This is a genomic window from Cupriavidus sp. 01L45 (genome assembly GCF_056399885.1).
In genome coordinates this window covers 126,144-149,648 of record NZ_JBFTSG010000010.1, presented here as the reverse complement: position 1 = coordinate 149,648, position 23,505 = coordinate 126,144, and the positions used below count along the sequence as shown (strand labels likewise).

23 protein-coding genes are annotated in these 23,505 nt (G+C 65.1%); 12 read left to right on the top strand and 11 right to left on the bottom strand.

What is annotated here, in order from left to right:
• On the top strand, nucleotides 1–128 hold a 128-nt coding region (locus AC1DT6_RS09500; protein WP_441634434.1), incomplete at its 5' end, for an acyl-CoA dehydrogenase C-terminal domain-containing protein.
• A gap of 64 nt (nucleotides 129–192) precedes the next feature.
• On the opposite strand, the gene AC1DT6_RS09495 is transcribed toward AC1DT6_RS09500, so the two are convergent.
• Nucleotides 193–1,497, bottom strand: a complete 1,305-nt coding sequence (locus AC1DT6_RS09495) for a D-amino acid dehydrogenase (RefSeq protein ID WP_441634430.1) — start codon at nucleotides 1,495–1,497, stop codon at nucleotides 193–195.
• Nucleotides 1,498–1,606: 109 nt separating this feature from the next.
• Here AC1DT6_RS09495 and AC1DT6_RS09490 point away from each other — a divergent pair, with 109 nt between their 5' ends.
• Nucleotides 1,607–2,110 carry an Lrp/AsnC ligand binding domain-containing protein gene (locus AC1DT6_RS09490; RefSeq protein WP_441634428.1) on the top strand — a complete coding sequence of 168 codons (504 nt, stop codon included), beginning with the start codon at nucleotides 1,607–1,609 and terminating at the stop codon, nucleotides 2,108–2,110.
• 18 nt (nucleotides 2,111–2,128) lie between these two features.
• Here the strand turns inward: AC1DT6_RS09490 and AC1DT6_RS09485 are convergent, their stop codons facing one another.
• The 5 genes from AC1DT6_RS09485 to AC1DT6_RS09465 all read right to left on the bottom strand — a co-directional run bounded on the left by AC1DT6_RS09485 (nucleotide 2,129) and on the right by AC1DT6_RS09465 (nucleotide 6,845).
• Nucleotides 2,129–3,211 (bottom strand): PA0069 family radical SAM protein, encoded by a 1,083-nt coding sequence (locus tag AC1DT6_RS09485; protein ID WP_477114640.1) that lies wholly within the window; start codon nucleotides 3,209–3,211, stop codon nucleotides 2,129–2,131.
• Between the two features lie 216 nt (nucleotides 3,212–3,427).
• Nucleotides 3,428–4,348 carry a LysR family transcriptional regulator gene (locus AC1DT6_RS09480; protein ID WP_441634424.1) on the bottom strand — a complete coding sequence of 307 codons (921 nt, stop codon included), beginning with the start codon at nucleotides 4,346–4,348 and terminating at the stop codon, nucleotides 3,428–3,430.
• Nucleotides 4,349–4,381: 33 nt separating this feature from the next.
• Entirely contained in the window at nucleotides 4,382–4,870 is a 489-nt protein-coding gene (locus AC1DT6_RS09475) for an NINE protein (RefSeq protein ID WP_477102456.1), read from the bottom strand.
• A 264-nt stretch (nucleotides 4,871–5,134) separates the two neighbouring features.
• Nucleotides 5,135–5,539 carry a hypothetical protein gene (locus tag AC1DT6_RS09470; protein ID WP_441634420.1) on the bottom strand — a complete coding sequence of 135 codons (405 nt, stop codon included), beginning with the start codon at nucleotides 5,537–5,539 and terminating at the stop codon, nucleotides 5,135–5,137.
• Nucleotides 5,540–5,714: 175 nt separating this feature from the next.
• The gene (locus AC1DT6_RS09465; RefSeq protein WP_477102455.1) at nucleotides 5,715–6,845 is read right to left on the bottom strand and encodes a PQQ-dependent sugar dehydrogenase; all 1,131 of its coding nucleotides are present in this window, start codon (nucleotides 6,843–6,845) and stop codon (nucleotides 5,715–5,717) included.
• 144 nt (nucleotides 6,846–6,989) lie between these two features.
• On the opposite strand from AC1DT6_RS09465, the gene rpsP reads away from it, so the two are divergent.
• From rpsP to AC1DT6_RS09440, 5 genes are all read left to right on the top strand, one after another.
• Nucleotides 6,990–7,244, top strand: coding sequence for a 30S ribosomal protein S16 (gene rpsP / locus AC1DT6_RS09460; RefSeq protein WP_006158390.1), 255 nt, complete (start codon nucleotides 6,990–6,992; stop codon nucleotides 7,242–7,244).
• A 121-nt stretch (nucleotides 7,245–7,365) separates the two neighbouring features.
• Complete coding sequence (rimM, locus tag AC1DT6_RS09455; RefSeq protein WP_477102461.1) at nucleotides 7,366–7,995, top strand: ribosome maturation factor RimM; 630 nt, start codon at nucleotides 7,366–7,368, stop codon at nucleotides 7,993–7,995.
• A 61-nt stretch (nucleotides 7,996–8,056) separates the two neighbouring features.
• Entirely contained in the window at nucleotides 8,057–8,863 is an 807-nt protein-coding gene (gene trmD / locus AC1DT6_RS09450; RefSeq protein ID WP_441634416.1) for a tRNA (guanosine(37)-N1)-methyltransferase TrmD, read from the top strand.
• 75 nt (nucleotides 8,864–8,938) lie between these two features.
• A complete protein-coding gene (gene rplS / locus AC1DT6_RS09445) occupies nucleotides 8,939–9,334 on the top strand; it encodes a 50S ribosomal protein L19 (RefSeq protein ID WP_035859392.1) in 396 nt (131 codons plus the stop codon).
• A gap of 142 nt (nucleotides 9,335–9,476) precedes the next feature.
• A complete protein-coding gene (locus AC1DT6_RS09440) occupies nucleotides 9,477–10,157 on the top strand; it encodes an NUDIX hydrolase (RefSeq protein ID WP_045238663.1) in 681 nt (226 codons plus the stop codon).
• A 31-nt stretch (nucleotides 10,158–10,188) separates the two neighbouring features.
• Here the strand turns inward: AC1DT6_RS09440 and AC1DT6_RS09435 are convergent, their stop codons facing one another.
• Nucleotides 10,189–11,037, bottom strand: a complete 849-nt coding sequence (locus tag AC1DT6_RS09435) for a sulfurtransferase (protein WP_035859395.1) — start codon at nucleotides 11,035–11,037, stop codon at nucleotides 10,189–10,191.
• Between the two features lie 182 nt (nucleotides 11,038–11,219).
• On the opposite strand from AC1DT6_RS09435, the gene dnaE reads away from it, so the two are divergent.
• A complete protein-coding gene (gene dnaE, locus AC1DT6_RS09430; RefSeq protein WP_441634412.1) occupies nucleotides 11,220–14,732 on the top strand; it encodes a DNA polymerase III subunit alpha in 3,513 nt (1,170 codons plus the stop codon).
• A 90-nt stretch (nucleotides 14,733–14,822) separates the two neighbouring features.
• Nucleotides 14,823–16,076 carry a glycosyltransferase gene (locus AC1DT6_RS09425; RefSeq protein ID WP_441634410.1) on the top strand — a complete coding sequence of 418 codons (1,254 nt, stop codon included), beginning with the start codon at nucleotides 14,823–14,825 and terminating at the stop codon, nucleotides 16,074–16,076.
• On the opposite strand, the gene AC1DT6_RS09420 is transcribed toward AC1DT6_RS09425, so the two are convergent.
• Nucleotides 16,027–16,791 carry a glycosyltransferase family 2 protein gene (locus AC1DT6_RS09420; RefSeq protein ID WP_441634408.1) on the bottom strand — a complete coding sequence of 255 codons (765 nt, stop codon included), beginning with the start codon at nucleotides 16,789–16,791 and terminating at the stop codon, nucleotides 16,027–16,029. The two genes, AC1DT6_RS09425 and AC1DT6_RS09420, sit on opposite strands and share 50 nt — an antisense overlap.
• An 11-nt stretch (nucleotides 16,792–16,802) precedes the next feature.
• On the opposite strand from AC1DT6_RS09420, the gene AC1DT6_RS09415 reads away from it, so the two are divergent.
• The 3 genes from AC1DT6_RS09415 to AC1DT6_RS09405 all read left to right on the top strand — a co-directional run bounded on the left by AC1DT6_RS09415 (nucleotide 16,803) and on the right by AC1DT6_RS09405 (nucleotide 20,493).
• The gene (locus AC1DT6_RS09415) at nucleotides 16,803–18,053 is read left to right on the top strand and encodes an O-antigen ligase family protein (protein ID WP_477102454.1); all 1,251 of its coding nucleotides are present in this window, start codon (nucleotides 16,803–16,805) and stop codon (nucleotides 18,051–18,053) included.
• Complete coding sequence (gene msbA, locus AC1DT6_RS09410; protein WP_477102453.1) at nucleotides 18,050–19,819, top strand: lipid A export permease/ATP-binding protein MsbA; 1,770 nt, start codon at nucleotides 18,050–18,052, stop codon at nucleotides 19,817–19,819. Before AC1DT6_RS09415 ends, msbA begins: the two co-directional genes overlap by 4 nt.
• An 83-nt stretch (nucleotides 19,820–19,902) precedes the next feature.
• Nucleotides 19,903–20,493, top strand: a complete 591-nt coding sequence (locus tag AC1DT6_RS09405) for a peroxidase-related enzyme (RefSeq protein ID WP_441634402.1) — start codon at nucleotides 19,903–19,905, stop codon at nucleotides 20,491–20,493.
• Nucleotides 20,494–20,574: 81 nt separating this feature from the next.
• On the opposite strand, the gene AC1DT6_RS09400 is transcribed toward AC1DT6_RS09405, so the two are convergent.
• From AC1DT6_RS09400 to AC1DT6_RS09390, 3 genes are all read right to left on the bottom strand, one after another.
• A complete protein-coding gene (locus AC1DT6_RS09400; protein ID WP_477102452.1) occupies nucleotides 20,575–21,087 on the bottom strand; it encodes a hypothetical protein in 513 nt (170 codons plus the stop codon).
• 113 nt (nucleotides 21,088–21,200) lie between these two features.
• Nucleotides 21,201–22,667 (bottom strand): ribonuclease G, encoded by a 1,467-nt coding sequence (gene rng, locus AC1DT6_RS09395; protein ID WP_477102451.1) that lies wholly within the window; start codon nucleotides 22,665–22,667, stop codon nucleotides 21,201–21,203.
• A 124-nt stretch (nucleotides 22,668–22,791) separates the two neighbouring features.
• Nucleotides 22,792–23,415: a Maf family protein gene (locus tag AC1DT6_RS09390; protein ID WP_081861993.1), complete on the bottom strand. Its 624-nt coding sequence runs from the start codon at nucleotides 23,413–23,415 to the stop codon at nucleotides 22,792–22,794.
• Between the last annotated feature and the right edge of the window lie 90 nt (nucleotides 23,416–23,505).

Below are 23,505 nucleotides of genomic sequence, written 5' to 3'. Positions count from 1 at the left end.
TCAGCGATGCCAAGATCGCGACCGCGCATTTCTTCGCGGAGCACATCCTGTCGCAGGCGTCGGCCTTGCGCGATGCCGTCGTGGCAGGCGCGGTGCCGGTCAATGCGTTGAGCGAAGCGCAGTTCTGAGATCGCCCGGTAGCAGGCAAAAAAAGGGCGGCCCCGCGGGGCCGCCCTTTTCAGTTCTGGCGGATCAGGCCACCGCAGGACGGTGCGCGGCGCGAGTTCCCGGGCGCTTGAGATAACGCGCGACCGAGAGGTCGTCGGCGCGGATCGCCGGCGAAGTGCCGGACACCAGGTCCGACAACAACTTGCCCGAACCGCAGGCCATGGTCCAGCCCAGCGTGCCATGGCCGGTATTGAGCCAGAGACCCTTGAGCGGCGTGGGGCCGACGATGGGCGTGCCGTCCGGCGTCATCGGGCGCAAACCGGTCCAGAAGCTGGCGCGGCTGACGTCGCCGGCGCCGGGGAACAGGTCGGTCACCACGTGTTCCAGGGTGCGGCGTTTGGCCGGGTCGAGCGTGCGGTCGTAGCCGACGATCTGGGCCATGCCGCCGACGCGAATGCGATCGTCGAAGCGCGTGATCGCAACCTTGTAGGTTTCGTCGAGCACCGTGGAGACGGGGCTGCGGTCCGCATCGGTCATCGGCACCGTCAGGGAGAAGCCCTTGAGCGGATAGACCGGGAGGTTCGACAGGCCCGGCAGGAAGTTCTTCACGAACGGCGTCGACCAGCTGCCCAGGGCCACCACCACCAGGTCCGCGGTGACGGGCTCGCCGCCGATCATGGCGCCGGTGACGGCATCGCCCCGGGTCAGCAGGCCGTCGATGGAGCGGTTGTATTGAAACTTCACGCCCAGGCCTTCGGCCATCGCCGCCAGTTTCTGGGTGAACAGCTGGCAGTCGCCGGTTTCATCGTTGGGTAGCCGCAGGCCGCCGCTCAGCTTGTGGCTGACGGCGGCCAGGGCTGGTTCGCTGGCGGCGAGTTCTTCGCGCGATAGCAACTGGTAGGGCACGCCGGCTTGCTCCAGCACCGCAATGTCCTTGGCCGCGCCGTCGAGCTGCTCGTCGGTGCGGAAGATCTGCAGGGTGCCTTGCTGGCGGCCTTCGTAGGCGATGCCGGTATCGGCTCGCAGGGTGCGGATGCAGTCTCGGCTGTACTCGGCCAGCCGCACCATGCGTTCYTTGTTGACGGCATAGCGGTCGGCGGTACAGTTCATCAGCATTTGCCACATCCACTGCAGCTGGAACAGCGAGCCGTCCGGGCGAATGGTGAGCGGCGCGTGCTCCTGGAACATCCATTTGATGGCTTTGAGCGGCACGCCAGGCGCTGCCCACGGCGACGCGTAACCCGGCGAGATCTGGCCGGCATTGGCAAAACTGGTGCCAAGCGCGGGCGCGGCCTCGCGGTCGATCACGGTGACATCATGGCCGGCACGGGCCAGGTACCAGGCGCTGGTCACGCCAATTACGCCACTGCCAAGAACGAGAACGCGCATAGTCGGGGGCTCACAACCAAGAAATAGTGTGGATAGAGTATTTATCTCTATACTATTGAAATATGTGCAGTCATAGTTGTCGTAATTTTTAAGGAAACAGGAAGAACTAATGAGAACAAGTCGTCAGCCCGTGCGCAGCCTGGACCGGCTGGACCGCAAGATCCTGGCCTTGCTCCAGGCGGACGGCCGCATGTCGATGAAAGAGCTGGCGGAAGCGGTTGGCCTGACCATCACGCCGTGCATCGAGCGGGTCAAGCGCATGGAGCGCGACGGCGTCATCATGGGCTACTACGCCCGCCTGAATCCCGTGCTCCTTGGCAGTGGCCTGCTGGTGTTCGTGGAGATTTCGCTTGGCAACAAGTCGGGCAATATGTTCGAGCAGTTCCGCCGCGAGGTGTTGCGTATTCCCGAGGTGCTGGAGTGTCACCTTGTATCGGGCGATTTCGATTATCTGATCAAGGCCCGCATCCGCGAGATCGGCGAGTATCGCCGGCTGCTGGGCGACATCCTGCTGCAGTTGCCCGGCGCCGCGCAGTCCAAGAGCTACGTGGTGATGGAGGAGATCAAGGAGACGCTGGCGATCGCGGTCGACGAGAAGGCACCGCACGCCTGAGACCCTGCCGGCATCTGTCTAGAACAATGACATCTGTGGCGTTGCACCGGCCCTTGAGAAATGTTCGGTAGTCAGGGGATGGCGTTCGGCGTTTAGCCCATGGCGCTGGCAGGCCAGCTTGAAACGCTTGCGCAGCAGTTCGGCAAAAATGCCGGTACCTGTCATGCGCGTGCCGAAGTTGGAGTCGTAGGCCTGGCCGCCCCGCATCTGCGCGATCAGGCTACGGACATGCCGGGCGCGCAGCGGATGGTAGGTGGCCAGCCACTCGGAAAACAGATCCGCTACCTCGCGCGGCAGCCGCAGCAGGATATAGGCGGCTGTCTTCGCGCCAGCGTTGGCGCCCGCCTCCAGGATGGACTCCATTTCCGGGTCGGTCAGGCTTGGGATGACGGGCGCCACCATCACGCCCACGGGAATCCCGGCCTCACTCAGCGACGCGATGGCTGCGATGCGACGTGCCGGTGCGCTCGCCCGCGGTTCCAGCGTGCGGGCTATCTCATTGTTGAGCGATGTGACCGACATATGGACCCGGACCAGGTTCCTGGCCGCCATGCGCTGGAGGATGTCGATGTCGCGCGTGACAACCCCCGACTTGGTCGTGATGGCCACCGGATGGTTGAACCGTTCCAGCACTTCCAGTATGCCCCGTGTGATGCGGAGTTTGCGCTCGATGGGCTGGTAAGGGTCGGTATTGGCGCCCAGCGCGATGACCGATGGCGTGTAGCCGCGGCTGCCTAGTTCGGCCTGGAGCAGCTCGGCGGCGTTCTCCTTCGCGTACAGGCGGGTTTCGAAGTCGAGGCCCGGCGAAAGTCCCAGATAGGCATGGCTGGGTCTGGCATAACAGTAGATGCAACCGTGCTCGCATCCTCGGTAAGGATTGATGGAAGCATGAAAGGGCAGGTCCGGCGACTGGTTGCGCGAGACGATGCGTTTCGCCTTCTCTGTGAAAACAATGGTCTGGATCTGGGGTATCTCTGGCTCATCGAGGGCTCGTGACTCATCGTCGACCCGTTCGCGGGTCCATGCATCGAAGCGGCTGACGTTGTTCGAGCRCGCCGCCCGGCCTTTGAGCGGGCTGGAGGAGGGAGGTCGGGTCGTCACGTTGGCAGTCCTGCGGCTACGATTGATACTGTATAAATATACAGTGCTCAACGGCTCGCCGGCAAGGAGTAAAGGGTGGATGTCCCTGGAAGCGGAAGATTTTGAGAATCGCGCACGACGTGGTCTGTGCGGGACGGCGGCTCGGCAATGGGTATTCCTGCTGCAGCACTTTGCAAAAACAGCCAGGTGTGTCTTGCGGTGCGGGAGCCAGGCCAGTCAGGCAGGCGGTGCTGCCTCGGGGCGGTCCCAGTAGGGCGGGGAGCCGAAGCGCGCCGCAAAGAAATCGGTAAAGGCGCGGGTTTTTGCCGGCACCTGCCGGCGGCTCGGGTAGACCGCCCAGATCGATACCGACGGCAGCACCGGATAATCGGGCAGCACGTTGACTAGCGCGCCACTGCGCAGGTAGGGGCCGACATCCCAGGTGGATTTGAGCGCGAGCCCCATGCCAGCCAGGATCGCATCCCGGATGACCTCGCCGTTGTCCGTGCGGAGATTGCCGCTGACGGCAATCGCGGTCTTGCCCAGCGCCGTGTCGAACTGCCAGGAGGCCTGGTCGCCAAGCACGATGCAATTGTGGTTGCGCAGATCCTCCGGGTGCCGTGGCGTGCCATGGGCGGCAAGGTAGGCGGGCGAGGCGCAAATGGCGCGATGGCTCGGGGCAAGCGGGCGGGCCACCAGCGATGAGTCGGGCAGGGCACCCATGCGCAGCGCCACGTCTACCCCGGCCTCCACTAGGCCGATCACCTGATCCGTCAGCCGCAGGTCCAGCGTCAGGCCGGGGTAGGCGGCAAGGAAGGCTGGGATGGCCGGAGAGACATGCTGGCGGCCGAAGGATGCGGGCACCGTGACGCGCAGTATTCCGTGTGGTGCTTCCGCCCCCCGGCCTACCGACTGCGCGGCCTGGTCGGCCGTGTCGAGCAATTGCCCGGCATGCTCAAGAAAGCGCTGTCCGTCTCCGGTCAGCGAAATGCGCCGCGTGGTCCGGTGCAGCAGCCGCGTGCCGAGCTTCTGTTCGAGTAGCGCCAGGCGGCTGCTGGCCGATGACGTGGACAGCCCGAGATCGCGCGCCGCCGCCGACAGGCTGCCCAGCGCCGCCGCGCGCACGAACACCGCGATATCCAGCAGGTCGAAGTGCATGGCGCCTGGGCCCCTGGGCCTTGGAAGTGCTAATTACTGCGAAAGGGCGCGAGCGGCTTCGACCTGGGATTCGAAGAAGGTCTGGAAACTGATGGCCAGGCCGGCCATCAGCAGGCCGGTTCCGATCAGCAGCGACAGGATGACCAGGATCACGACCGGCCAGCCAGACCGGGTCGGCTTGCCATGGGGATTGAAGCGGGCATCCCATCTATCGTCCGGGCGCAGGCCGTACACGATGGCTGCCAGGAAGGCGCTGATCACCGATGTGCCACCGGCGATGGCAAAGGTCCAGTCCAAGGCCGGCGTGCCGGCGCCAGTCTGTATCGAAATGACGCCGACGACCCCGGCCAGGGCCGCCAGCAGGTGAGCCCATGCAAACTTGTCGCGCAAACCACCCAGGTAGAAGCGATGCAAGCCCAAACTGCCGAACAGGAAGGCAAGCGCGACCGTGAGCAGTTTGGACTTGCCCGGAAGCGGCTTGACGAGTGCGGTGGCGGCTGGAACTTGGGTAGCGGCAGGCATGAGGCGGCAACTAGGTTGATGGCCGGCCAGGGGGCGGCCGGCGCAAGATCAGATCAATGCCAGTCAAGCTGGCACCGGCGCTCATTGTACGCTGGCCTCAGGCGCGGGCGCGGGAAGGCCGGGAGCGATGCGCGTCGGACGGCGAAGCATACGGGAGTTCCGTGCGCGGCACAGCCGGGAGGAGGGGGGTAGGGGAAAGGGAGGCGGATCCCGCCGTTTGGAGGGCAAACAGGCGGGGGAGGGAAATGCAGGTGTCAGGCGGACCTAACGGCCGCCGTCGCGTCCCCGCGCCTGCCAGCCGGGGCCGGTGCCGGGACCGCGCTGCTCGCCGCGCGCGTTGTCGCCTTGCGCGTTGCGATCGGGTGGGCGGCCGCGCTCGTCATCGCGCTCCTGGGGAGGCAAGGGGCGACCGTTAAGGCGGTCATCAGCGCGGGCTCGGGCTTCCATTCTTTCGATCTGGGCGCGCACATGGTCTTGCCGTTCGGCGCGTACGCTAGCCATCTCCCAGCCACCCTGGCCGCGCGCGTTACCATTGCCCGCGGTCCGGCCTTCGGGCCGGCTGTGTTGCCAAAACGCGACCTGCGCATGGCTGACAGCATTGAGGCCGAGCACTGAAACGGCCAACAGGATGCCAGCCACCGAGTCGCGCAGGAAGGTGCGGGGGAGCATGCGGAATCCCAGTATCCTGTCGCGCGGTGAGTTGTTCGAGATATGGGTTCATGGTACGCACGGGCCTTCGGGACGCATATGCAAAAGCCGTTACTGGTGTAACGGATTGTTTCGCCTCACCCGGTACGTTTCGCAGCTTGCCTGCGGGCAATGCGGGGAGTGGCGTTTCAACGCCTCACGGCGCGTAGCGGATACGGTAAATGGCGCCCGCCGTGTCGTCGCTGACAAGCAGCGAACCATCCGGGGCGACCAGGACATCGGCCGGCCTGCCCCAGGCTTTGCCGTCTTGCAGCCAGCCTTGCGCGAAGACTTCCTGGCGCACTGCCTGGCCACTCGCGTTCAGCACTACCCGGACAATGCGGTAGCCGACCTTCGTGCTACGGTTCCAGCTGCCGTGCTCGGCAATGAAAATATTGTTCCGGTATTCGGCGGGAAACTGTGAGCCGGTATAGAAGCGCATCCCGAGCGAGGCGACATGCGCGCCCAGCTTTGCGGCCGGCGGCTCGAACTCCGAGCAGTTGCGCTGCTTGCCGAACTCAGGGTCCGCGACGCTGCCGGCGTGGCAGTATGGATAGCCAAAATGCTGGCCGGCACGGGTCAGGCGGTTGAGTTCGTCGTCTGGCACGTCGTCTCCCAGTTGATCGCGCCCATTGTCCGTGAACCACAGCTGGCGCGTGACCGGGTGCCAGTCAAAGCCCACCGAATTGCGCACGCCCCTGGCTACTACCTGCAGGTCGGACCCGTCGGGCTTCATCTTCATGATATTGGCGTAGCGGTTTTCATCAGGCTTGCAGATATTGCAGGGTGCGCCAACCGGGACATAAAGATAGCCATCCGGACCAAAGGCGATGAACTTCCAGCCGTGGTGGGTTTCGGAAGGGAAGCGATCGCTCACCACGATCGGTTTTGGCGGGGTGTCGAGCCGGGCTTCGATGTCATCGAGCCGGACGATGCGCGAGACCGAGGACGCATAAAGGGCCCCGTCGCGGAAGGCCACGCCTACCGGCATGGTCAGGCCGGTGGCGATTGTCCTTGCCCTCGGGTCAGGCGCCAGCGCGTTGCTGATTGCATAGACCTTGCCCTGGCCAAGGCTACCGATAAAGAGGGTGCCAGCCGGTGACATGGTCATGCCCCGTGCTTCCGGCACATCCTGGCTCAGCATGTCGATGCGGAACCCCGGCGGCAGCTGGATCTGCTCCAGCGGCAGGGCCGTGCCCGCGCTTGCATTGGGGCTGAACCAGGCCGCCGCGGCGAAAGTGGCTGCAAGCAGGGCGCGGAAGGCGCGAATGTGAAGGTAGGAACGCACGGCAAGATCTCCTGTCGGGGTTTTCGCCACGATGCCTGTCGCCAGGTGTCGAGTCAATCGCTCTAAGTGTTTGTTTGGGCTCGGGATTTGGTCTATACTCTTGCGTTTCGTGTTCGAACATCAAGTTTTCTGAGGAATCAAACCATGGTCGTAATCCGTCTGGCTCGCGGTGGCAGCAAGAAGCGCCCCTTCTTCAATATCGTCGCTGCTGACTCGCGTAATCGTCGCGATGGCCGTTTCATCGAGCGTATTGGTTTCTACAATCCCCTGGCTTCGGCAAGCGAAGAAGGCCTGCGTCTGGTGCAAGACCGCCTGACGTACTGGACCGGCGTTGGCGCCCAGCTGTCGCCGACGGTTGCCCGTCTGGTCAAGCAGAACGCCGCCAAGGCTGTGGCCTGATTGTTGTGACGCGCGTTTCGCGACGCGTGGCAAACGACACGTGACAGAACGCAAGCAAGGCGTCCCGGCGCGGCGGCCGCTCAATGTGCCGCTCGAGCCCTCGGCCCGGCCCCAGGCCGGTGTGCAGGAAAAGGCGAGTTTCAAGCCGCAGGGCGTAGCTGGGTTTCCGGCTGCGCTGGCGTTTACCGATAAGCTGCCGGACGACCTGATCGAGGTCGGTTACATCAGCGCAGCTTATGGCATACGGGGCTGGATCAAGGTCCAGCCACACGCCGACGATGCGAGCGCGTTGTTGCATGCGCGCCGCTGGTGGCTGCTGAAAGCCCCGCCGACAGGCCTGGTGGGCGCGGCCGATGCCGTGGCATCGGAGGCATTGTGCGTGAAGGTCGTGCAATCCCGTGAGCATAGCGGTACCGTGGTGGCCCAGGCGAACGGCGTGTCCGACCGCGACCACTCGGAAGCGCTCAAGGGTCGCCGTGTCTGGATTCGTCGCGAGGATTTCCCCGCGCCGGATGAAAACGAATTTTACTGGGTCGATCTGATCGGCTGCGCCGTGTTCAATGAGCAGGGCGAGTCGCTGGGCGAAGTGTCCGGCCTGATCGACAACGGCGCGCACCAGATCCTGCAGGTAGCGCATACCTTGCCTGACGGCAAGGCAGGCGAGCGCCTGATCCCCTTTGTCGACGCATTCCTGCGCTCGGTCGATATTTCGGCCAGACGCGTGGTGGTCGACTGGGGCCTGGACTACTGAGCGGTCCGGCAACGGACGCTCGGCTGGCGGCGGCCGGGTGGGCAAGTATAGGGAGGGGCGGATGCAGTTCGATGTGATCACGCTATTTCCCGAGATGTTCCGTGCGCTGACCGACTGGGGTATCACCAGCCGGGCGGCCAAGCAGCAGCGTTATACGCTGCGCACCTGGAATCCGCGCGATTTCACCAGCGACAACTACCGTACGATCGATGATCGCCCGTACGGCGGCGGTCCTGGCATGGTAATGCTGGCCAAGCCACTGGAAGATGCGATCGGCGCGGCATGTTCGGCGCAACTGGCGGCGCAAGCCGCCACGGATGTGCCGGGCGAGCCGGTGAAGCCGCATGTGGTGCTGATGTCGCCGCAAGGCGCGCCCCTGACGCATCGGAAGGTGATGTCGCTGGCACAGCGTCCCGGCCTTGTGCTGCTTTGTGGCCGATACGAAGCCATCGACCAGCGATTGATCGAGCGGCGCGTGGATGAGGAAATCAGCCTCGGCGATTTCGTGCTGTCGGGTGGCGAGTTGCCGGCCATGGCCGTAATCGACGCGGTCGTCAGGCATTTGCCGGGCGTGCTGGGCGATGCCCAGTCGGCGGTTCAGGACAGCTTCGTCAATGGGCTGCTGGACTGTCCGCACTATACGCGGCCGGAAGAATACGAAGGTGTGCGGGTGCCCGAGATACTGCTCGGGGGCCATCATGCCGAGATCGAGAAGTGGCGGCGCCAGCAGGCGCTCGCGAATACTGCGAAGAAGCGCCCCGATCTGATCGAGGCAGCGCGCAGCCAAGGGTTGCTGAGCCGGGCCGACGAGAAATTCCTGTCGGCCTGGCTGGCGAAAGAAGGGCGGGAGTTCGCTCCCGCCAGGTGAAACCCCATCCTCTGCCGGGGCCCAGGCCATGCCTGGGGCATACAACGTCGGCATGATGGACAAGGAGAAAAAACGATGAACATCATCGAGCTGATCGAGAAAGACGAAATCGCGCGCCTGACCGCGAACAAGACCATCCCCGCATTCGCACCCGGCGACACCGTGATCGTCAGCGTGAACGTGGTGGAAGGTAGCCGCAAGCGCGTGCAGGCTTATGAAGGCGTGGTGATTGCCAAGCGCAATCGCGGCCTGAATTCGTCCTTCATCGTGCGCAAGATTTCGTCGGGTGAAGGCGTGGAACGTACGTTCCAGCTGTACTCGCCGCTGATCGCAGCGATCGAAGTGAAGCGCCGTGGCGACGTCCGCCGCGCGAAGCTGTACTACCTGCGTCAGCGTTCGGGCAAGTCCGCGCGGATCAAGGAAAAGCTGGCATACAAGTCGGCACCGGCCAAGGCTGCTGCTGCGGAGTAAGCCGCTGTCGCCACGATCGGTTCTGCCGGTCGTGGCTGCGCAAAAAGGGCACCTTCGGGTGCCCTTTTTGCGTCTGCGCACGGTATTTTGCTGCGGTGCATGAAGAACGGCTTGGCCGGCTTCTGTCATACTCACAACGATTATGCGTCCTGCCTTCGATCCCGAATCCCTCCCCATCGTCGCAACCGATACCCGGCATCCGCCGCTTGCGGATGCGCGCCTGCAGCCCGAGTTCATCCGCCACCGGCTGCAGTCGCCGCCGGCGTGGGCGCCCGAGCTGACTGACGAATCGCGTGCCTACGATCGCAGCCTCAAGCTGCGCGACGCGGCCGTGCTGGTGCCTCTGGTTGAGCGGGGCGACGGGCTGACCGTGCTGCTGACCGAACGCAATGCCAACCTGAGTTCGCACGCCGGGCAGATCAGTTTCCCGGGCGGCCGGCACGAAGCCTTTGATATCGACCGTGTTGCCACGGCGTTGCGTGAAACCGAAGAAGAAGTTGGGTTGGTGCGCGACTATGTGGAGGTGCTGGGCGCTCTGCCCGACTACATCACGGGCACCGGTTTCCATGTCAGCCCGGTGGTGGGCTTGGTGCGCGACGGTTTCACGCTGCGCCCCGATGCGCGCGAGGTCGCCGATGTCTTCGAGGTTCCCCTGGGGTTCCTGATGGACCCTTCCCATCACCAGCAGCGTCTGTTCCGCTGGGTGGACGGCGAGCGCCTGTTCTACGCCATGCCCTTCCCGCGCGAAGACGGCGGCCACCGCTTTATCTGGGGCGCCACCGCCGGCATGCTTCGCAACCTCTACCATCTGCTGGCTGCCTGATTGCCATCGGGCAGCCGTACAGGGAGCGATCTCAGGCCGCGGCAGCCTGGTCTTGGCCGATGCAGTGCGGGCAGCTCTTGCCCACCACATAGTGCGGGCTTTGCTGCTCCTCGGCGGTGACCACGGCGCGGCAGGCGAAGCACTGCTTCGGTCCGGCGGGCTCCAGGCTCGGGTTGAGCGCGGTGCGGTAATCGAAGACGAAGCAGTCGCCCTGATAGTGGCTGCCGCCCACTTCCTCGAAATACTTCAGGATACCGCCTTCGAGCTGGTAGACGTGCTCGATGCCGGCCTCCTGCATGTGGATGGCGGCTTTCTCGCAGCGGATGCCACCGGTGCAGAACGACACGATGGTCTTGCCCTCGAACTCCGCCTTGTGTGCCGCGATGGCCGGCGGGAAGTCGCTGAACTTGGCAATGTCGTAGTCGACCGCCTGCTCGAAGGTGCCGACCGCGACCTCGAATGCATTGCGTGTATCGAGCATCACCACCGGGCGGCCGGCGTCGTCATGGCCCTGGTCCAGCCAGCGCTTGAGCTCCACGGGCCGTACCGCAGGCGCGCGCCCTGCCTCGGGGCGGATCAGCGGCATTTTCATGGTGATGATTTCCTTCTTCTCGCGCACCAGCATGCGCTTGAAGGGCTGGTTCTCCGACAGGCTCTCCTTGGGCGCGATGTCGGCAAAACGCGGGTCGGCGTGGAGCCATCCCAGGAAGCCGTCTATGGCTTCGCGCACGCCGGCCAGGAACAGGTTGATGCCTTCCGGCGCGAGTAGGATGGTGCCCTTGAGCCCGTGGGCTTCGCAGCGCGCGCGCATTTCCGGGCGCAAAGCCGGGATATCGTCCAGCGTGACGAATTTGTAAGCGGAGATGTTTACGATCTGCATAGGTGGCGCACGCCCGGCCCGCGCATTGTGACCGCGCGGTAACTGCCTGATTGGAAAGGCGAAATTATAGCGCCTTGAAGGCCTCGTGCTGGTCTTTTCCGAGCGGCCGGGTTGGTCTTGCCGTGCGGTCCGTGGCGCAAAGAAGGCGGGCGAGGACATGCCGAGCCGGTACAATTACGCCCATGTCTGCACCTCGCTTCGTTCATCTCCGTCTCCATTCCGAATACTCCGTCGTCGATGGCATCGTGCGTCTTGAGGACGCCGTCGAGGCCGCCGCCGCCGATGGCATGGGCGCGCTCGCCCTGACCGACCTGGCCAACGCCTTCGGCCTGATCCGCTTCTACAAGGAAGCGCGCGGCGGCGGCGTCAAGCCCGTGGTCGGCGCCGAYGTCTGGCTGACCAACGCCGACGATCGCGACAAGCCCACGCGGCTGCTGCTGCTGGTCCAGGACCGGCGCGGCTACCTCAACCTGTGCGTGCTGCTGTCGCGCGCATGGCTGTCGAACCAGTACCGCGGCCGCGCCGAGATCGATCCGGCCTGGTTTGACGAGGCCGGTGAAGAGGGCCTGCCGTTGGCCACTGGCATGATTGCTCTTTCCGGGGCCATGGGCGGTGATATCGGCGTGGCGCTGGCCAATGGCAATGAGGCGGTAGCGGCACAAGCCGCGGCGCACTGGGCCAAGGTCTTCCCGCAGCGTTTCTACATTGAACTGCAGCGTGCCGGCCAGCCCGGCACCGATGCCTATGTGCAGCAGGCGGTGCAGTTGGCGGCCAAAATGCGCCTGCCGGTGGTGGCAACGCATCCGGTGCAGTTCATGACCGCCGACGACTTCACCGCGCACGAGGCCCGCACCTGCATCGCCGAAGGCGAACTGCTGGCCAATCCGCGCCGCACGCGGCGCTTCACCACCGACCAGTATTTCAAGTCCCAGGACGAGATGTGCGCGCTGTTCGCCGACATCCCGTCCGCGCTGGAAAACGCGGTACAGATCGCGCGCCGCTGCAACCTCACGCTGGAACTGGGCAAGCCGCGCCTGCCGCTGTTCCCCACGCCCGACGGCATGTCGCTCGACGACTACCTCGTGCACCTGGCCAAGGAAGGCCTGGAAAAGCGCATGGCGGTGCTGTTCCCCGACGAGGCTGTGCGCGAGGCCAAGCGCCCCGAGTACTACGCCCGGCTGGAGTTCGAGACCGGCACCATCATCAAGATGGGCTTCCCAGGCTACTTCCTGATCGTGGCGGACTTTATCAACTGGGCCAAGAACAATGGCGTGCCGGTAGGGCCGGGGCGCGGCTCCGGCGCTGGCTCGCTGGTGGCCTATGCGCTCGGCATCACCGACCTGGACCCGCTCAAATACGCGCTGCTGTTCGAACGTTTCCTGAACCCGGAACGGGTTTCGATGCCCGACTTCGACATCGACTTCTGCCAGCACGGCCGTGATCGGGTGATCACTTACGTGAAGGAGAAGTACGGACACGCAGCCGTCTCGCAGATCGCGACTTTCGGCACCATGGCCGCAAAGGCCGCGGTGCGTGACGTGGGCCGCGTGCTTGACCTGGGCTACGGTTTCGTCGACGGCATCGCCAAGCTGATTCCGTTCAAGCCGGGCAAGCTCGTCACCATCGAGGAAGCCAAGAAGGAAGAGCCGCTCCTGACCGAGCGCGAGAAGAACGAAGAGGAAGTGCGCCAGTTGCTGGAGCTGGCGCAGCGCGTGGAAGGCATGACGCGCAACGTCGGCATGCACGCCGGCGGCGTGCTGATCGCGCCAGGCAAGCTGACCGATTTTTGCCCGCTCTATACCCAGGGCGCGCAGAACGACGGCATGAGCGGCGTGGTCAGCCAGTACGACAAGGACGACGTGGAAGCGGCAGGCCTGGTCAAGTTCGACTTCTTGGGCCTGACCACGCTGACCATCCTGGACTGGGCCGAACGCTATATCCGCCGGCTCGATCCGACCAGGGCGGACTGGAACTGCAGCCACATTCCGCTCGACGATGGCCCCGCCTTCGACATCCTCAAGACGGCCAACACGGTAGCCGTGTTCCAGCTGGAAAGCCGCGGCATGCAGGGCATGCTGAAGGACGCCAAGCCCGACCGCTTCGAGGACATCATCGCGCTGGTGGCGCTCTACCGCCCGGGCCCGATGGACCTGATTCCCAGCTTCTGCGCGCGCAAGCACGGCCGCGAGAAGGTGGAGTACCCGGACCCGCGCGTCGAGCCGGTGCTCAAGGAGACCTACGGCATCATGGTCTACCAGGAGCAGGTGATGCAGATGGCGCAGATCATCGGCGGCTACTCGCTGGGCGGCGCCGACTTGCTGCGCCGCGCCATGGGTAAGAAGAAGGCCGAGGAAATGGCCCAGCACCGCGAGCTGTTCCGCGCGGGCGCGGCCAAGAACGGCCTGACCGCCGAGAAGGCCGACGACACCTTCGACCTGATGGAGAAATTCGCGGGCTACGGCTTCAACAAGTCGCACGCGGCCGCCTATGCGCTGCTGGCCTATTACACGGCCTGGCTCAAGGCGCACCATCCGGCCGAATTCATGGCAGCCAATATGTCGCTCGCCATGGACGACACCGACAAGGTCAAGATCCTGCACGAGGATTGCAAGCTCAACCACCTCAAGGTGCTGCCGCCCGACGTCAACGCCAGCGAATACCGCTTCGCGCCGACCGATGCCAAGACGATCCGCTACGGCCTGGGCGGCATCAAGGGCTCGGGGCAGGGCGCCATCGAAGACATCCTGCGCGCTCGCGAGGAAAAGCCCTTCACCGACCTGTTCGACTTCTGCGAGCGCGTCGACCGCCGCCAGGTCAACCGCCGCACCATCGAGGCGCTGATCCGCGCCGGCGCCTTCGACAGCCTCAATGACAATCGCGGCCAGCTGCTTGCCTCCGTGTCGCTCGCGATGGAGGCCGCCGAGCAGAAGGCTGAGTCGGCCAACCAGGTCTCGCTGTTCGACCTGATGGCCGACGCCGGTGAATCGCACCGTCCCGAACTGGTCGACGARCCGCGCTGGGCGCCCAAGCGCACGCTGCAGGAAGAAAAGCAGGCCCTGGGGTATTACTTCTCGGGGCACCTGTTCGATGCCTATCGTGACGAAGTCGGCCGCTTCCTCAAAGGCACGCTGGCCGGGCTGGAGAAGGAAGTACAGGGCAATGGCGGCGGCTATGGCCGCGATGTGCGCGGCAAGGTGATCGCCGGCGTCATTACCGGCATGCGTACCCAGATGACGCAGCGCGGCAAGATGCTGATCGTCTTGCTCGACGACGGCACCGGGCAGGTCGAGATGACCGTGTTCAACGAATTGTTCGACGCCAACCGCCATATGTTCCGCGAGGACGAGATGGTGATCGTGCAAGGCAACGCCCGCCATGACACCTTTACCGGCGGCGTGCGTTTCACCGCCGAATCGGTGATGGACCTGGTGGCGGCGCGCGCCAAGTACGCCGAAGCGGTCGGCCTGGCTTTCAATGGCAATGCCTCTACCGAGCTGTTGCGCGAACTGCTCACGCCCTACCTGGCGACGGTGGCCAACAGCCCTGGCTTGCCGGTGCGCATCAGCTATGCCACCACCGGTGCCCGCTGCGAGGCGGAGCTGGGCCGGCAATGGCTGGTTACGCCGTCCGAGGATGCGCTCGCGAGCTTCCGCTCGGCCTTGTCGGGCGAGAACGTTCGCATGCTGTACGGCTGACCCGGGCTGCCGGCAGGGCGGCAACGGCATTGCGCCGCCCTGATCGGTATTGCTGCCATCCCGTCATTCCATGGATCACACAAGCCCCGCATGGCTAAGCAACGCATCCTCTTTCACCTGACCCACTTCCTGCGCGGCGGCATCGAGACCTCGCTGGTGTCGCTGCTCGCCTCGCTGGATCGCGAACGCTTCGAGATAGGCCTGACCCTGACCTATCCGACCGAAGCACTGGAGACCCATTTCCGCGCGCTGTTGCCGCCCGACGTCAAGCTCCACATCCTCGCGCCGGAAGCCTGGCTGTCGCGTTGCCGGCAACTGAAGAAAGCGGGCAAGCTGGGCCCGCTTGGCAAGATCTACGAGGAAGTGCTGCTGCCGCCGCTGCGCAAGCCGCTGGTCAACCGGCGCTTTCGCGGCATCCTGCGCGACTATGACCTGGTGATCGACTACGACATGTCGCTGTCGCGGCTGACGGGGCGGTTGCCGGTGCCGATGATTGGCTACCAGCATTTCAGCGTGGCGCACCTTGAGCGCGAGAACCGCCGCAAGCTGCGCAAGCTGCGGCGCCAGTGCCGCGAGCACTATGACCGCATCGTCGTGCTCAATGACACCATGCTGGCGGATGCGCGGGCGCTGATTCCCGAGGCGGCCGGCAAGTTCATCCGCCTTTACAACGCCACCGATCTCGACCGCATTCGCGCGCTCGGCAAGGCACCGTTCAGCCCGCCGGCCCATCCCTACATCGTTTCGGTGGGGCGGCTGGAGGAGAGCCAGAAGGATTTCACCACGCTGCTGCGGGCCTACGCGGCGCTGGTCAGGGGCACGGGTTTGCGCGAGCGGCTGGTGCTGGTGGGCGACGGCGCTTCACGCGGCCGGCTTGAGGCGCTCGCGCGCGAGCTGGGTATCAGCGAGCGCGTCAGCTTTGCCGGCTTCCAGCCCAATCCCTATGCCTGGATCCACCATGCGCGGCTGATGGCATTCAGCTCCAAGATGGAGGGACTGCCGAATGTGCTGCTGGAAGGCATGGCGCTCGGCCAGTTCGTGGTGAGCACCGATTGCCCTGTGGGCCCGCGCGAGATCCTGGCCGAGGGCAAGGCCGGGCTGCTGACGCCGGTTGGCGATGTGCCCGCGCTGGCGGAGGCGATTCGCCGCGGGCTGGAGGACGAGCCGCTGCGTGCCCGGCTGCTGGCCTATGCGGCGGTCCATATCGAGCAGATGGGCTTTGGCCCGACCTCGGCAGCTTTCGGCGCTTGCGTCGACGATCTGCTGGGCGCTCCATGCACGGGGGCGGCAACCCCTACCGCGGCTGCTCCTGCCGCTTCTGCTGCTGCAGGTACCACAGCTTGATGTACTTGTAGTAGCTGGCCTGGCCGTTCATCAGCGCCACGCCGAGGCCTTGCGCGCCATCCAGAAAGCCGCGGCGCAGCAGGTAGGTCCGCAGGAAGGCCCAGGCGCCATGCAGCGCGGCGCCGGCGGGCGAGGCCGTCTTGCCGCGCGCCAGGCCCTGCCGGGCGCCCAGGGTGGAGTATTGGTCGATCTTGCGCAGCACCTGCGAAAAGTCGTCGTAGGTGTAATGCAGCAGCGGCGTGTTCAGCTTGCCGGTGGGGCCGTCGGAGATCACGCGTTCATGCACGAGATCGTCGGTGAAGCGGGCGCGGCCGCGCCGGAACAACCGTGTGACGTAGTCGGGATACCAGCCGCCGTGGCGGATAAAACGGCCGCAGAAACGCGACAGGCGCGGCATTTCGTAGGCGTCGGCCTGGCCGGACGCGATCGCCGCGAGGATCTCGTCGCGCAACTCGGGAGTGACCCGTTCGTCGGCGTCGATGGAGAAGATCCAGTCGCTGTCGGCCTTCGACACCGCCAGGTTTTTCTGGGCGCCGAAACCCGGCCAGTGCTCGGTTTCGAAGACCTCGGCACCCAGGCTGCGGGCCAGTTCGACCGTCCCGTCCTGGCTACCCGAATCCACTATAATCGCGCGGTCGCACCAGGACACGCTTTCCAGGCACTCCCGGATATTGTGTGCCTCGTTTTTTGTAATTAGTACGACTGAGATTCTCATAGAGTTTGCTTATGGTGTTTCGTGCGACCAAACAGGCATGGCTGGCCAACGGGCTGGTCCTTGCTTTCCCCGTGCTGCTGCTGAGCGTACCGCGCGGCGCGGGCATCTTCATTGGCGCGGTGGTGCTGGCCATGCTGCTGGGCTGGCGGGGCATGGGCCTGACCATGGCGCGGTATCGCTCCCTGCTGGTCCCGCTCGGGCTAGCCATTCTAGCGGTACTTGTGGTGTGCATCGCATCCAAGCTGCTCTTCGGCCTGCGCTGGAGCGCGATCGATAACCCCACGCGCGTGCTGCTGGCCCTGCTGACCTGCCTGGCGGTGCTGCGGCATCGCCCGGACAGCCGCATGCTCTGGTACGGGATTCCACTGGCGCTGGTGTCCTGCCTGCTGATCGTGGCGTACCAGTTCCTGGTGCTGCATGATGACCGCCCGGCGGCGTGGACCCAGCCTATCGCCTTTGCCAATATGGTGGCGGCGTTCGGGCTGATTGGATTTGCGCGGCCGGGCCATCGCCGGCTCGACCATGCGCTGGCATGGGGGGGGCTGGTGGTGGCGGGTGCCGTGCTGGTCCTCAACGGATCGCGTGGCGCCTGGCTGTCCCTGGCCCTGACCATGGTCCCGCTGCTCGCGGTGCGCTACCGCCGCATCCGGCTGCCGGCCTTTATCGGCATGGTGGCATTGCTGGCGGCGTTAGCGGGGGCGCTCTATCTGGTGCCGGGCAGCCCGGTCGCCAAGCGGGTGGACCTGGTCGGCCAGGATGTTGCGCAGTTCGAGGCCGGCAATGCGGATACCTCGACCGGCGCGCGCCTGCTGATATGGCAAATGGCGGCCACGGCGTTCGCAGCGCATCCATGGAGCGGGATCGGCCTGAGCCAGTTCCGCCAGCTGACGGAGGCACTGCCGGCCTGCCAGGTCAGCCGCAGCCACCAGTTCTGCCTGGAGCATGCCCACAACGACGTGATGGAGGCGCTTGCCACCATGGGCGTGCCCGGCCTGATTGCCGTCATGTCGATTTTCCTGGTGCCGGCCTGGCTGTTCTTCGGGCTCTTGCGCCAGAGCCGCCGCCAGGGCGACGAGCGTGGCGAGTGCCTTGCCGCGGCCGGACTGGCGGTCGTCATGGCCAGCCTGATTGGCGGCCTGACCCAGGTCACGATGGCCCACCAGGCAAATATCGTTTTCTATGCCGGCGTGATCGGGCTCTTGCTCGGGCTGGCTGCAGTACAAGCAAAGTATCCCCGGACCGACGGGGTGGAGAAACCGTGAAAGTCCAAGAACAAAATGCACCCCCGGCACAGGAAGCCGACACCCTGAAGCGAGTCTGGTCATACCTGCGTCCGGAAATGCGCATCTTCATCGTTGCCATCATCGCGATGGCGGCTGTGGCGGGCGCCGAAGGGATCATGCCGAAGGTCGTCAATGACCTGCTCGACAACGGTTTCGGCGGCGCATATGCCGGCAAGCTCTGGCACGTGCCGGCGCTGCTGATTGGCGTGGCACTGGTACGCGGGGTGGCGCAGTTCGCTTCCGGCTACCTGCTCGCCCTGATCTCCAACCGGGTGCTGCTGAAGATGCGTATGCAGATGTTCGAGCGCATGCTGCATGCGCCCGCGCTGTTCTACCATCGCAATACCGCGGCGTCGCTGATCAATGCGGTGATCTTCGAAGTCAACCAGGTCATGCAGATCCTGACCGGCGTGCTGATCACCCTGGTGCGCGATTCGCTCACCGTGTTGGCGCTCCTTGTCTACCTGTTCTATACCAACTGGAGCCTGACGCTGGTGGTGGCGGTGATCCTGCCGGTGATCGGCTTCGTCATGGCCAAGGTCAATCGCCGCCTGCGCCGCCTCAATCGCGACCACCAGGCGCTGACCAACACCGCCGCCTACGTGGTCGAGGAAGCCGCCGGTGGCTACAAGGTGGTCAAGCTGCATGGCGGCGAAGCCTATGAGACGTCGCGTTTCGCGGCCATGGCTGAGCGCCTGCGTGGCTATTCCATGCGCATGGCAGTGGCGGGCGGCCTGAACCAGCCCGTCACGGCATTCCTGGCGGCGCTGGCGCTGTCGGTCATCCTCACCATCGCGATGATCCAGTCGCAGACCAACCACACCACGGTGGGCAGCTTCACCGGCTTTGTGATGGCGATGCTGCTGCTGGTCTCGCCGCTCAAGCACCTGACCGACCTGAACCAGCCGCTGCAGCGCGGCCTGACCGCGGCCGAGATGATCTTCGGCCTGATCGATGAGCCGGTCGAGCCGCAGAACGGCGGGCTGCCGCTTGAGCGCGCGCGTGGCGAGCTGGTATTCGAGAAGGTGGGCTTCCGCTACGGCGATGCCGCCCGTCCGGCGCTGGACAACATCCACTTCAACGTCAGCGCCGGCGAGGTGGTGGCGCTGGTGGGGCCGTCGGGCAGCGGCAAGACCACGCTGGTCAACCTGGTGCCGCGCTTCTTCGACCCGACCGAGGGCCGCATCCTGCTGGACGGCAAGACGATCGACGCGTTCTCGTTGCAAGACCTGCGTCGCCAGATCGCTTTTGTCAGCCAGGAGGTGGTGCTGTTCAATGACACCGTGGCCGCCAATGTTGCCTATGGCGTGCATCCCGCGGCGGACATCGATATGGTGCGCGTCGAGCGCGCGTTGGCCGCCGCCTACCTGACCGATGTGGTCAAGGGCCTGCCGCAAGGGCTCGATACCAATATCGGCGACAACGGCATGAAGCTCTCCGGCGGCCAGCGCCAGCGGATGGCGATCGCGCGCGCTCTTTACAAGGACGCGCCGATCCTGATCCTGGACGAAGCGACCTCGGCACTCGACTCGGAGTCCGAGCGCCAGGTCCAGGCCGCGCTGGAGGCCTTGATGGTCGGCCGTACCACGCTGGTGATCGCGCACCGCCTGTCCACCATCGAGAACGCCGACCGCATCGTGGTGCTCGACCACGGCCGGGTGGCGGAGCATGGCACCCACGCCGAACTGCTGTCGGCCGAGGGACTCTACGCCGGACTCCACAAGATCCAGTTCGCCACCCAGTAATCCGGTTTTTCGCTGCCCGCGGCAGCTGTTGCGGGCGGTTCATGCGCAGTGCAAAGAGGGGGATACCCCCGAAGGAGACCACAATGACCGCATCCACGCCGCCGCTGAGCCGCTATCCGGTTCCCGCCATCGCCGAGCTGCCCGAGGACATCCGGGCGCGCATCCTGGAAGTCCAGGACAAGGCTGGTTTCGTACCCAACGTGTTCCTCACGCTGGCCCATCGGCCGGACGAATTCCGCGCCTTCTTCGCCTACCACGACGCGCTGATGCTCAAGGACGGGGGGCTGACCAAGGGCGAGCGCGAAATGATCGTGGTTGCCACCTCGGGCGCCAACCAATGCCTGTACTGCGTGGTGGCGCATGGCGCCATCCTGCGCATCTACGAGAAGAAACCGGAGCTGGCCGACCAGGTGGCTGTCAACTACCGCAAGGCCGACATCACGCCGCGCCAGCGCGCCATGCTCGACTTCGCTCTCAAGGTCTGCCAGGCCTCCAGTGAGGTGGGCGATGCCGATTTCGCTGCACTGCGCAAGCATGGGTTCAGCGACGAGGACGCCTGGGATATTGCCGCCATCACCGCCTTCTTCGGCTTGTCCAACCGCATGGCTAACACCATCAGCATGCGGCCCAACGAGGAGTTCTACCTGATGGGGCGCGTGCCGAAGGCAAAGTAGGGCGGCGTGCTGCTCTTCGGAGGCGGGGCCCGTCGCGCCCGTCTCCTTATCCTGTTTCCCATTGCCGGCGCGTGCTGCGCGCTACCGGATCTGCGCGCACGTGCCGCTGCGCGGGTTGAACAGTACCGGCCACGCCTGTTCATAGATGCCCGGGGTGCAATGCTGCTCGCAATGCGCATGGGCGAGCGTGACGCGCCGCGGATCCTGCCACACCATCAGCGTGCAGCCGCTGTCGTCGATGGCCCGCAGTTCGATGTGCGGAGTCTTGCGCACCTGGCGGAACTCGGCGAGATCGAAATGGCAGGAGCCACGCCTGCCCACCCAGAGTTTCCAGGACAGACTGCGCACGTCGTTGCTCACCACTTGCATATGCGCATCCTCGCGGAAGCCGTCTTCCTCGGTGCGCTGGCAATTGGCGGAGATATCGATGTCGCGCGGAACAATTGGCGTCGGCCGTTCGCGGACAACAGCGGGGGGCGCCGCGGGGGGCTCAGGTGCGCGCGCGGCGGGTGGGGCCGGCGGCAGTGTCACGGTGCATGCCGTCAGCGCGGCGACAAAAAGCCACGGCCACAGAGGCCAGCACTTGTTCTTCATGGTGACTCCTTGCGCCCGGTGTCGCGGCGCGCGCGATGCGCTGGCGAGGCGCATCCCATATCACTATTTATAGTGGATGGCGCAAGGAAGGCGAGCCCAAACAGCCCGGACTGCTACATCAGGATGATGTCGTACTGCTCCTGGTGGAAGGTCGATTCCACCTGCAGCGAGATTGGCTTGCCGATGAAGTCGCCGAGCATGGCCAGATGCTGGCTTTCTTCCTCCAGGAACAGGTCGATCACTTGCTGCGAGCCGAGGATGCGGAATTCGCGCGGGTTGAACTGGCGCGACTCGCGCATGATTTCGCGCAGGATGTCGTAGCACACCGTGCGCGGCGTCTTGACCTGGCCCTTGCCCGTGCACACGGGGCATTGCTCGCACAGCACGTGCGCCAGCGATTCGCGGGTGCGCTTGCGGGTCATCTCCACCAGCCCGAGCTGCGAGAAGCTGTTGACGGTGATGCGCGTGCGGTCGCGCGACAGTGCGCGCTTGAGTTCCGACAGCACCTGGTCGCGGTGCTCGGTGTTCTCCATATCGATGAAATCGATGATGATGATGCCGCCCAGGTTGCGCAGCCGCAGCTGGCGCGCAATCGTGTGCGCCGCTTCCAGGTTGGTCTTGAAGATCGTGTCGTCGAAGTTGCGCGCGCCGACGTAGCCACCGGTGTTGACGTCGATGGTCGTCATGGCCTCCGTCTGGTCGATCATCAGGTAGCCGCCTGATTTCAGGTCGACCCGGCGCGACAGGGCCTTTTCGATTTCGGCGTCGATATTGAAGAGGTCGAAGACAGGGCGCTCGCCGGTGTAGTGCGACAGGCGCGGCAGCACGGCCGGGGTGTATTCCTCCGCGAACTCCACCAGCTTCTGGTAGTTCTCGCGCGAATCCACCTGAATCACGTTGGTGGCGTCGTTGACGAAGTCGCGAAGCACGCGCTGGGCCAGGTTGAGATCCTGGTACAGCAGGCTGGGCGCTGGCAGGGTGGTGGCATTCTGGCGGATGGAGGCCCAGATCTTGCGCAGGTAGGCGATATCGTTGCCGAGCTCCTCGTTGCTGGACTCCTCGGCAATGGTGCGCACGATAAAGCCGCCGCGTTCGTCCGCCGGTACCAGGCTTTGCACGCGCGAGCGCAGGGCTTCGCGGTCGACCTCGCCCTCGATGCGCTGGGAGATGCCGATGTGCGGGTCCTGTGGCAGGTAGACCAGGGTGCGTCCGGCGATGCTCACCTGGGTGGACAGGCGCGCGCCCTTGGTGCCGATCGGATCCTTGATGACCTGCACCATCAGCGCCTGGCCTTCATAGAGCGTCTTCTCAATCGCCACGGGCGCGGCATTGCCGTTTTTTTCCGGGTCGCGCGGATGCCAGATATCGGCGACGTGCAGGAATGCGGCGCGTTCGAGCCCGATGTCGATAAAGGCGGATTGCATGCCGGGCAGCACACGTACGACCTTGCCCAGGTAGATATTGCCGACGAGCCCGCGCGACAGCGTGCGCTCGACATGGAGTTCCTGCACRGCGGCCTGCTGCACGATGGCCACGCGCGTTTCCTGCGGTGTGATGTTGACGAGGATGTCTTCAGTCATAGTGGATGAAACTCGTCGCCGGCTGACCGGCCAGGGGGTTGTCCGCACTGCGCCGCCATGCGCTCCGGGGCGCTGCCTTGGCCAGGGCAGCCGCGGGGTAGCGGAAAGGGCGGCGGCGGGGTTCTCAGAACCGCAGTTGGGCCTGTCTGAGCAGCGAAGCGGTCTCAAACAGGGGCAAACCCATGATACCCGAATAGCTGCCGTCGATTCGCGCGACGAACTCCGCCGCGCGGCCCTGGATGCCGTAGGCGCCGGCCTTGCCGGCCGGCTCGCCGCTGGCGACATAGGCCGCGACTTCATCGGCCGTCATGGGCCGGAAACTGACCTCGGAGACCGAAAGCGCGTGGCGCAGGCCAAGCGTGGACACGACGGTCACGGCGGTCAGCACGCGGTGGGTGCGGCCTGCCAGCGCCGCCAGCATGCGCGCGGCGTCGGCGTCGTCGGCGGGCTTGCCGAGGATTTCGCCGCCCAGGCAGACGGTGGTGTCCGAGGTCAGGATCGGGGCGTCGGGCAAGGCGCGCCGTTCGCGCCGGCGCAGCGCGGCCTCGGCCTTGAGCGCGCATACGCGCTGCACGTAGTCGTCGGGGCTCTCGCCCGGCAGAACGGTTTCCAGCGCCTCGGCGTCTTCGGTGTCATCGGCCAGCAGCAGTTCGTAGGCGACGCCAAGCTGGGTCAGCAATTCGCGCCGGCGCGGGCTCTGGGAGGCGAGGTAGAGGAAGGAATGGGTCACGGCAGGGCAGTCGGGGATCCGGGGAAATGTGCCGGCGGCATGCGCCGCTTCGGTCGCATTGTACCTGCCGGCCTCGCCCGCTGCGTGCCACTGGCGGCGGCCAGCCAG

Excerpts from the sequence above, each read along its gene's own strand:
- AC1DT6_RS09490 (WP_441634428.1), top strand. The coding sequence starts at position 1,607 with ATGAGAACAAGTCGTCAGCCCGTGCGCAGCCTGGACCGGCTGGACCGC.
- AC1DT6_RS09480 (WP_441634424.1), bottom strand. The coding sequence starts at position 4,348 with ATGCACTTCGACCTGCTGGATATCGCGGTGTTCGTGCGCGCGGCGGCG.
- AC1DT6_RS09475 (WP_477102456.1), bottom strand. The coding sequence starts at position 4,870 with ATGCCTGCCGCTACCCAAGTTCCAGCCGCCACCGCACTCGTCAAGCCG.
- AC1DT6_RS09470 (WP_441634420.1), bottom strand. The coding sequence starts at position 5,539 with ATGCTCCCCCGCACCTTCCTGCGCGACTCGGTGGCTGGCATCCTGTTG.
- rpsP (WP_006158390.1), top strand. The coding sequence starts at position 6,990 with ATGGTCGTAATCCGTCTGGCTCGCGGTGGCAGCAAGAAGCGCCCCTTC.
- trmD (WP_441634416.1), top strand. The coding sequence starts at position 8,057 with ATGCAGTTCGATGTGATCACGCTATTTCCCGAGATGTTCCGTGCGCTG.
- rplS (WP_035859392.1), top strand. The coding sequence starts at position 8,939 with ATGAACATCATCGAGCTGATCGAGAAAGACGAAATCGCGCGCCTGACC.
- AC1DT6_RS09440 (WP_045238663.1), top strand. The coding sequence starts at position 9,477 with ATGCGTCCTGCCTTCGATCCCGAATCCCTCCCCATCGTCGCAACCGAT.
- AC1DT6_RS09435 (WP_035859395.1), bottom strand. The coding sequence starts at position 11,037 with ATGCAGATCGTAAACATCTCCGCTTACAAATTCGTCACGCTGGACGAT.
- AC1DT6_RS09425 (WP_441634410.1), top strand. The coding sequence starts at position 14,823 with ATGGCTAAGCAACGCATCCTCTTTCACCTGACCCACTTCCTGCGCGGC.
- AC1DT6_RS09420 (WP_441634408.1), bottom strand. The coding sequence starts at position 16,791 with ATGAGAATCTCAGTCGTACTAATTACAAAAAACGAGGCACACAATATC.
- AC1DT6_RS09415 (WP_477102454.1), top strand. The coding sequence starts at position 16,803 with ATGGTGTTTCGTGCGACCAAACAGGCATGGCTGGCCAACGGGCTGGTC.
- AC1DT6_RS09405 (WP_441634402.1), top strand. The coding sequence starts at position 19,903 with ATGACCGCATCCACGCCGCCGCTGAGCCGCTATCCGGTTCCCGCCATC.
- AC1DT6_RS09400 (WP_477102452.1), bottom strand. The coding sequence starts at position 21,087 with ATGAAGAACAAGTGCTGGCCTCTGTGGCCGTGGCTTTTTGTCGCCGCG.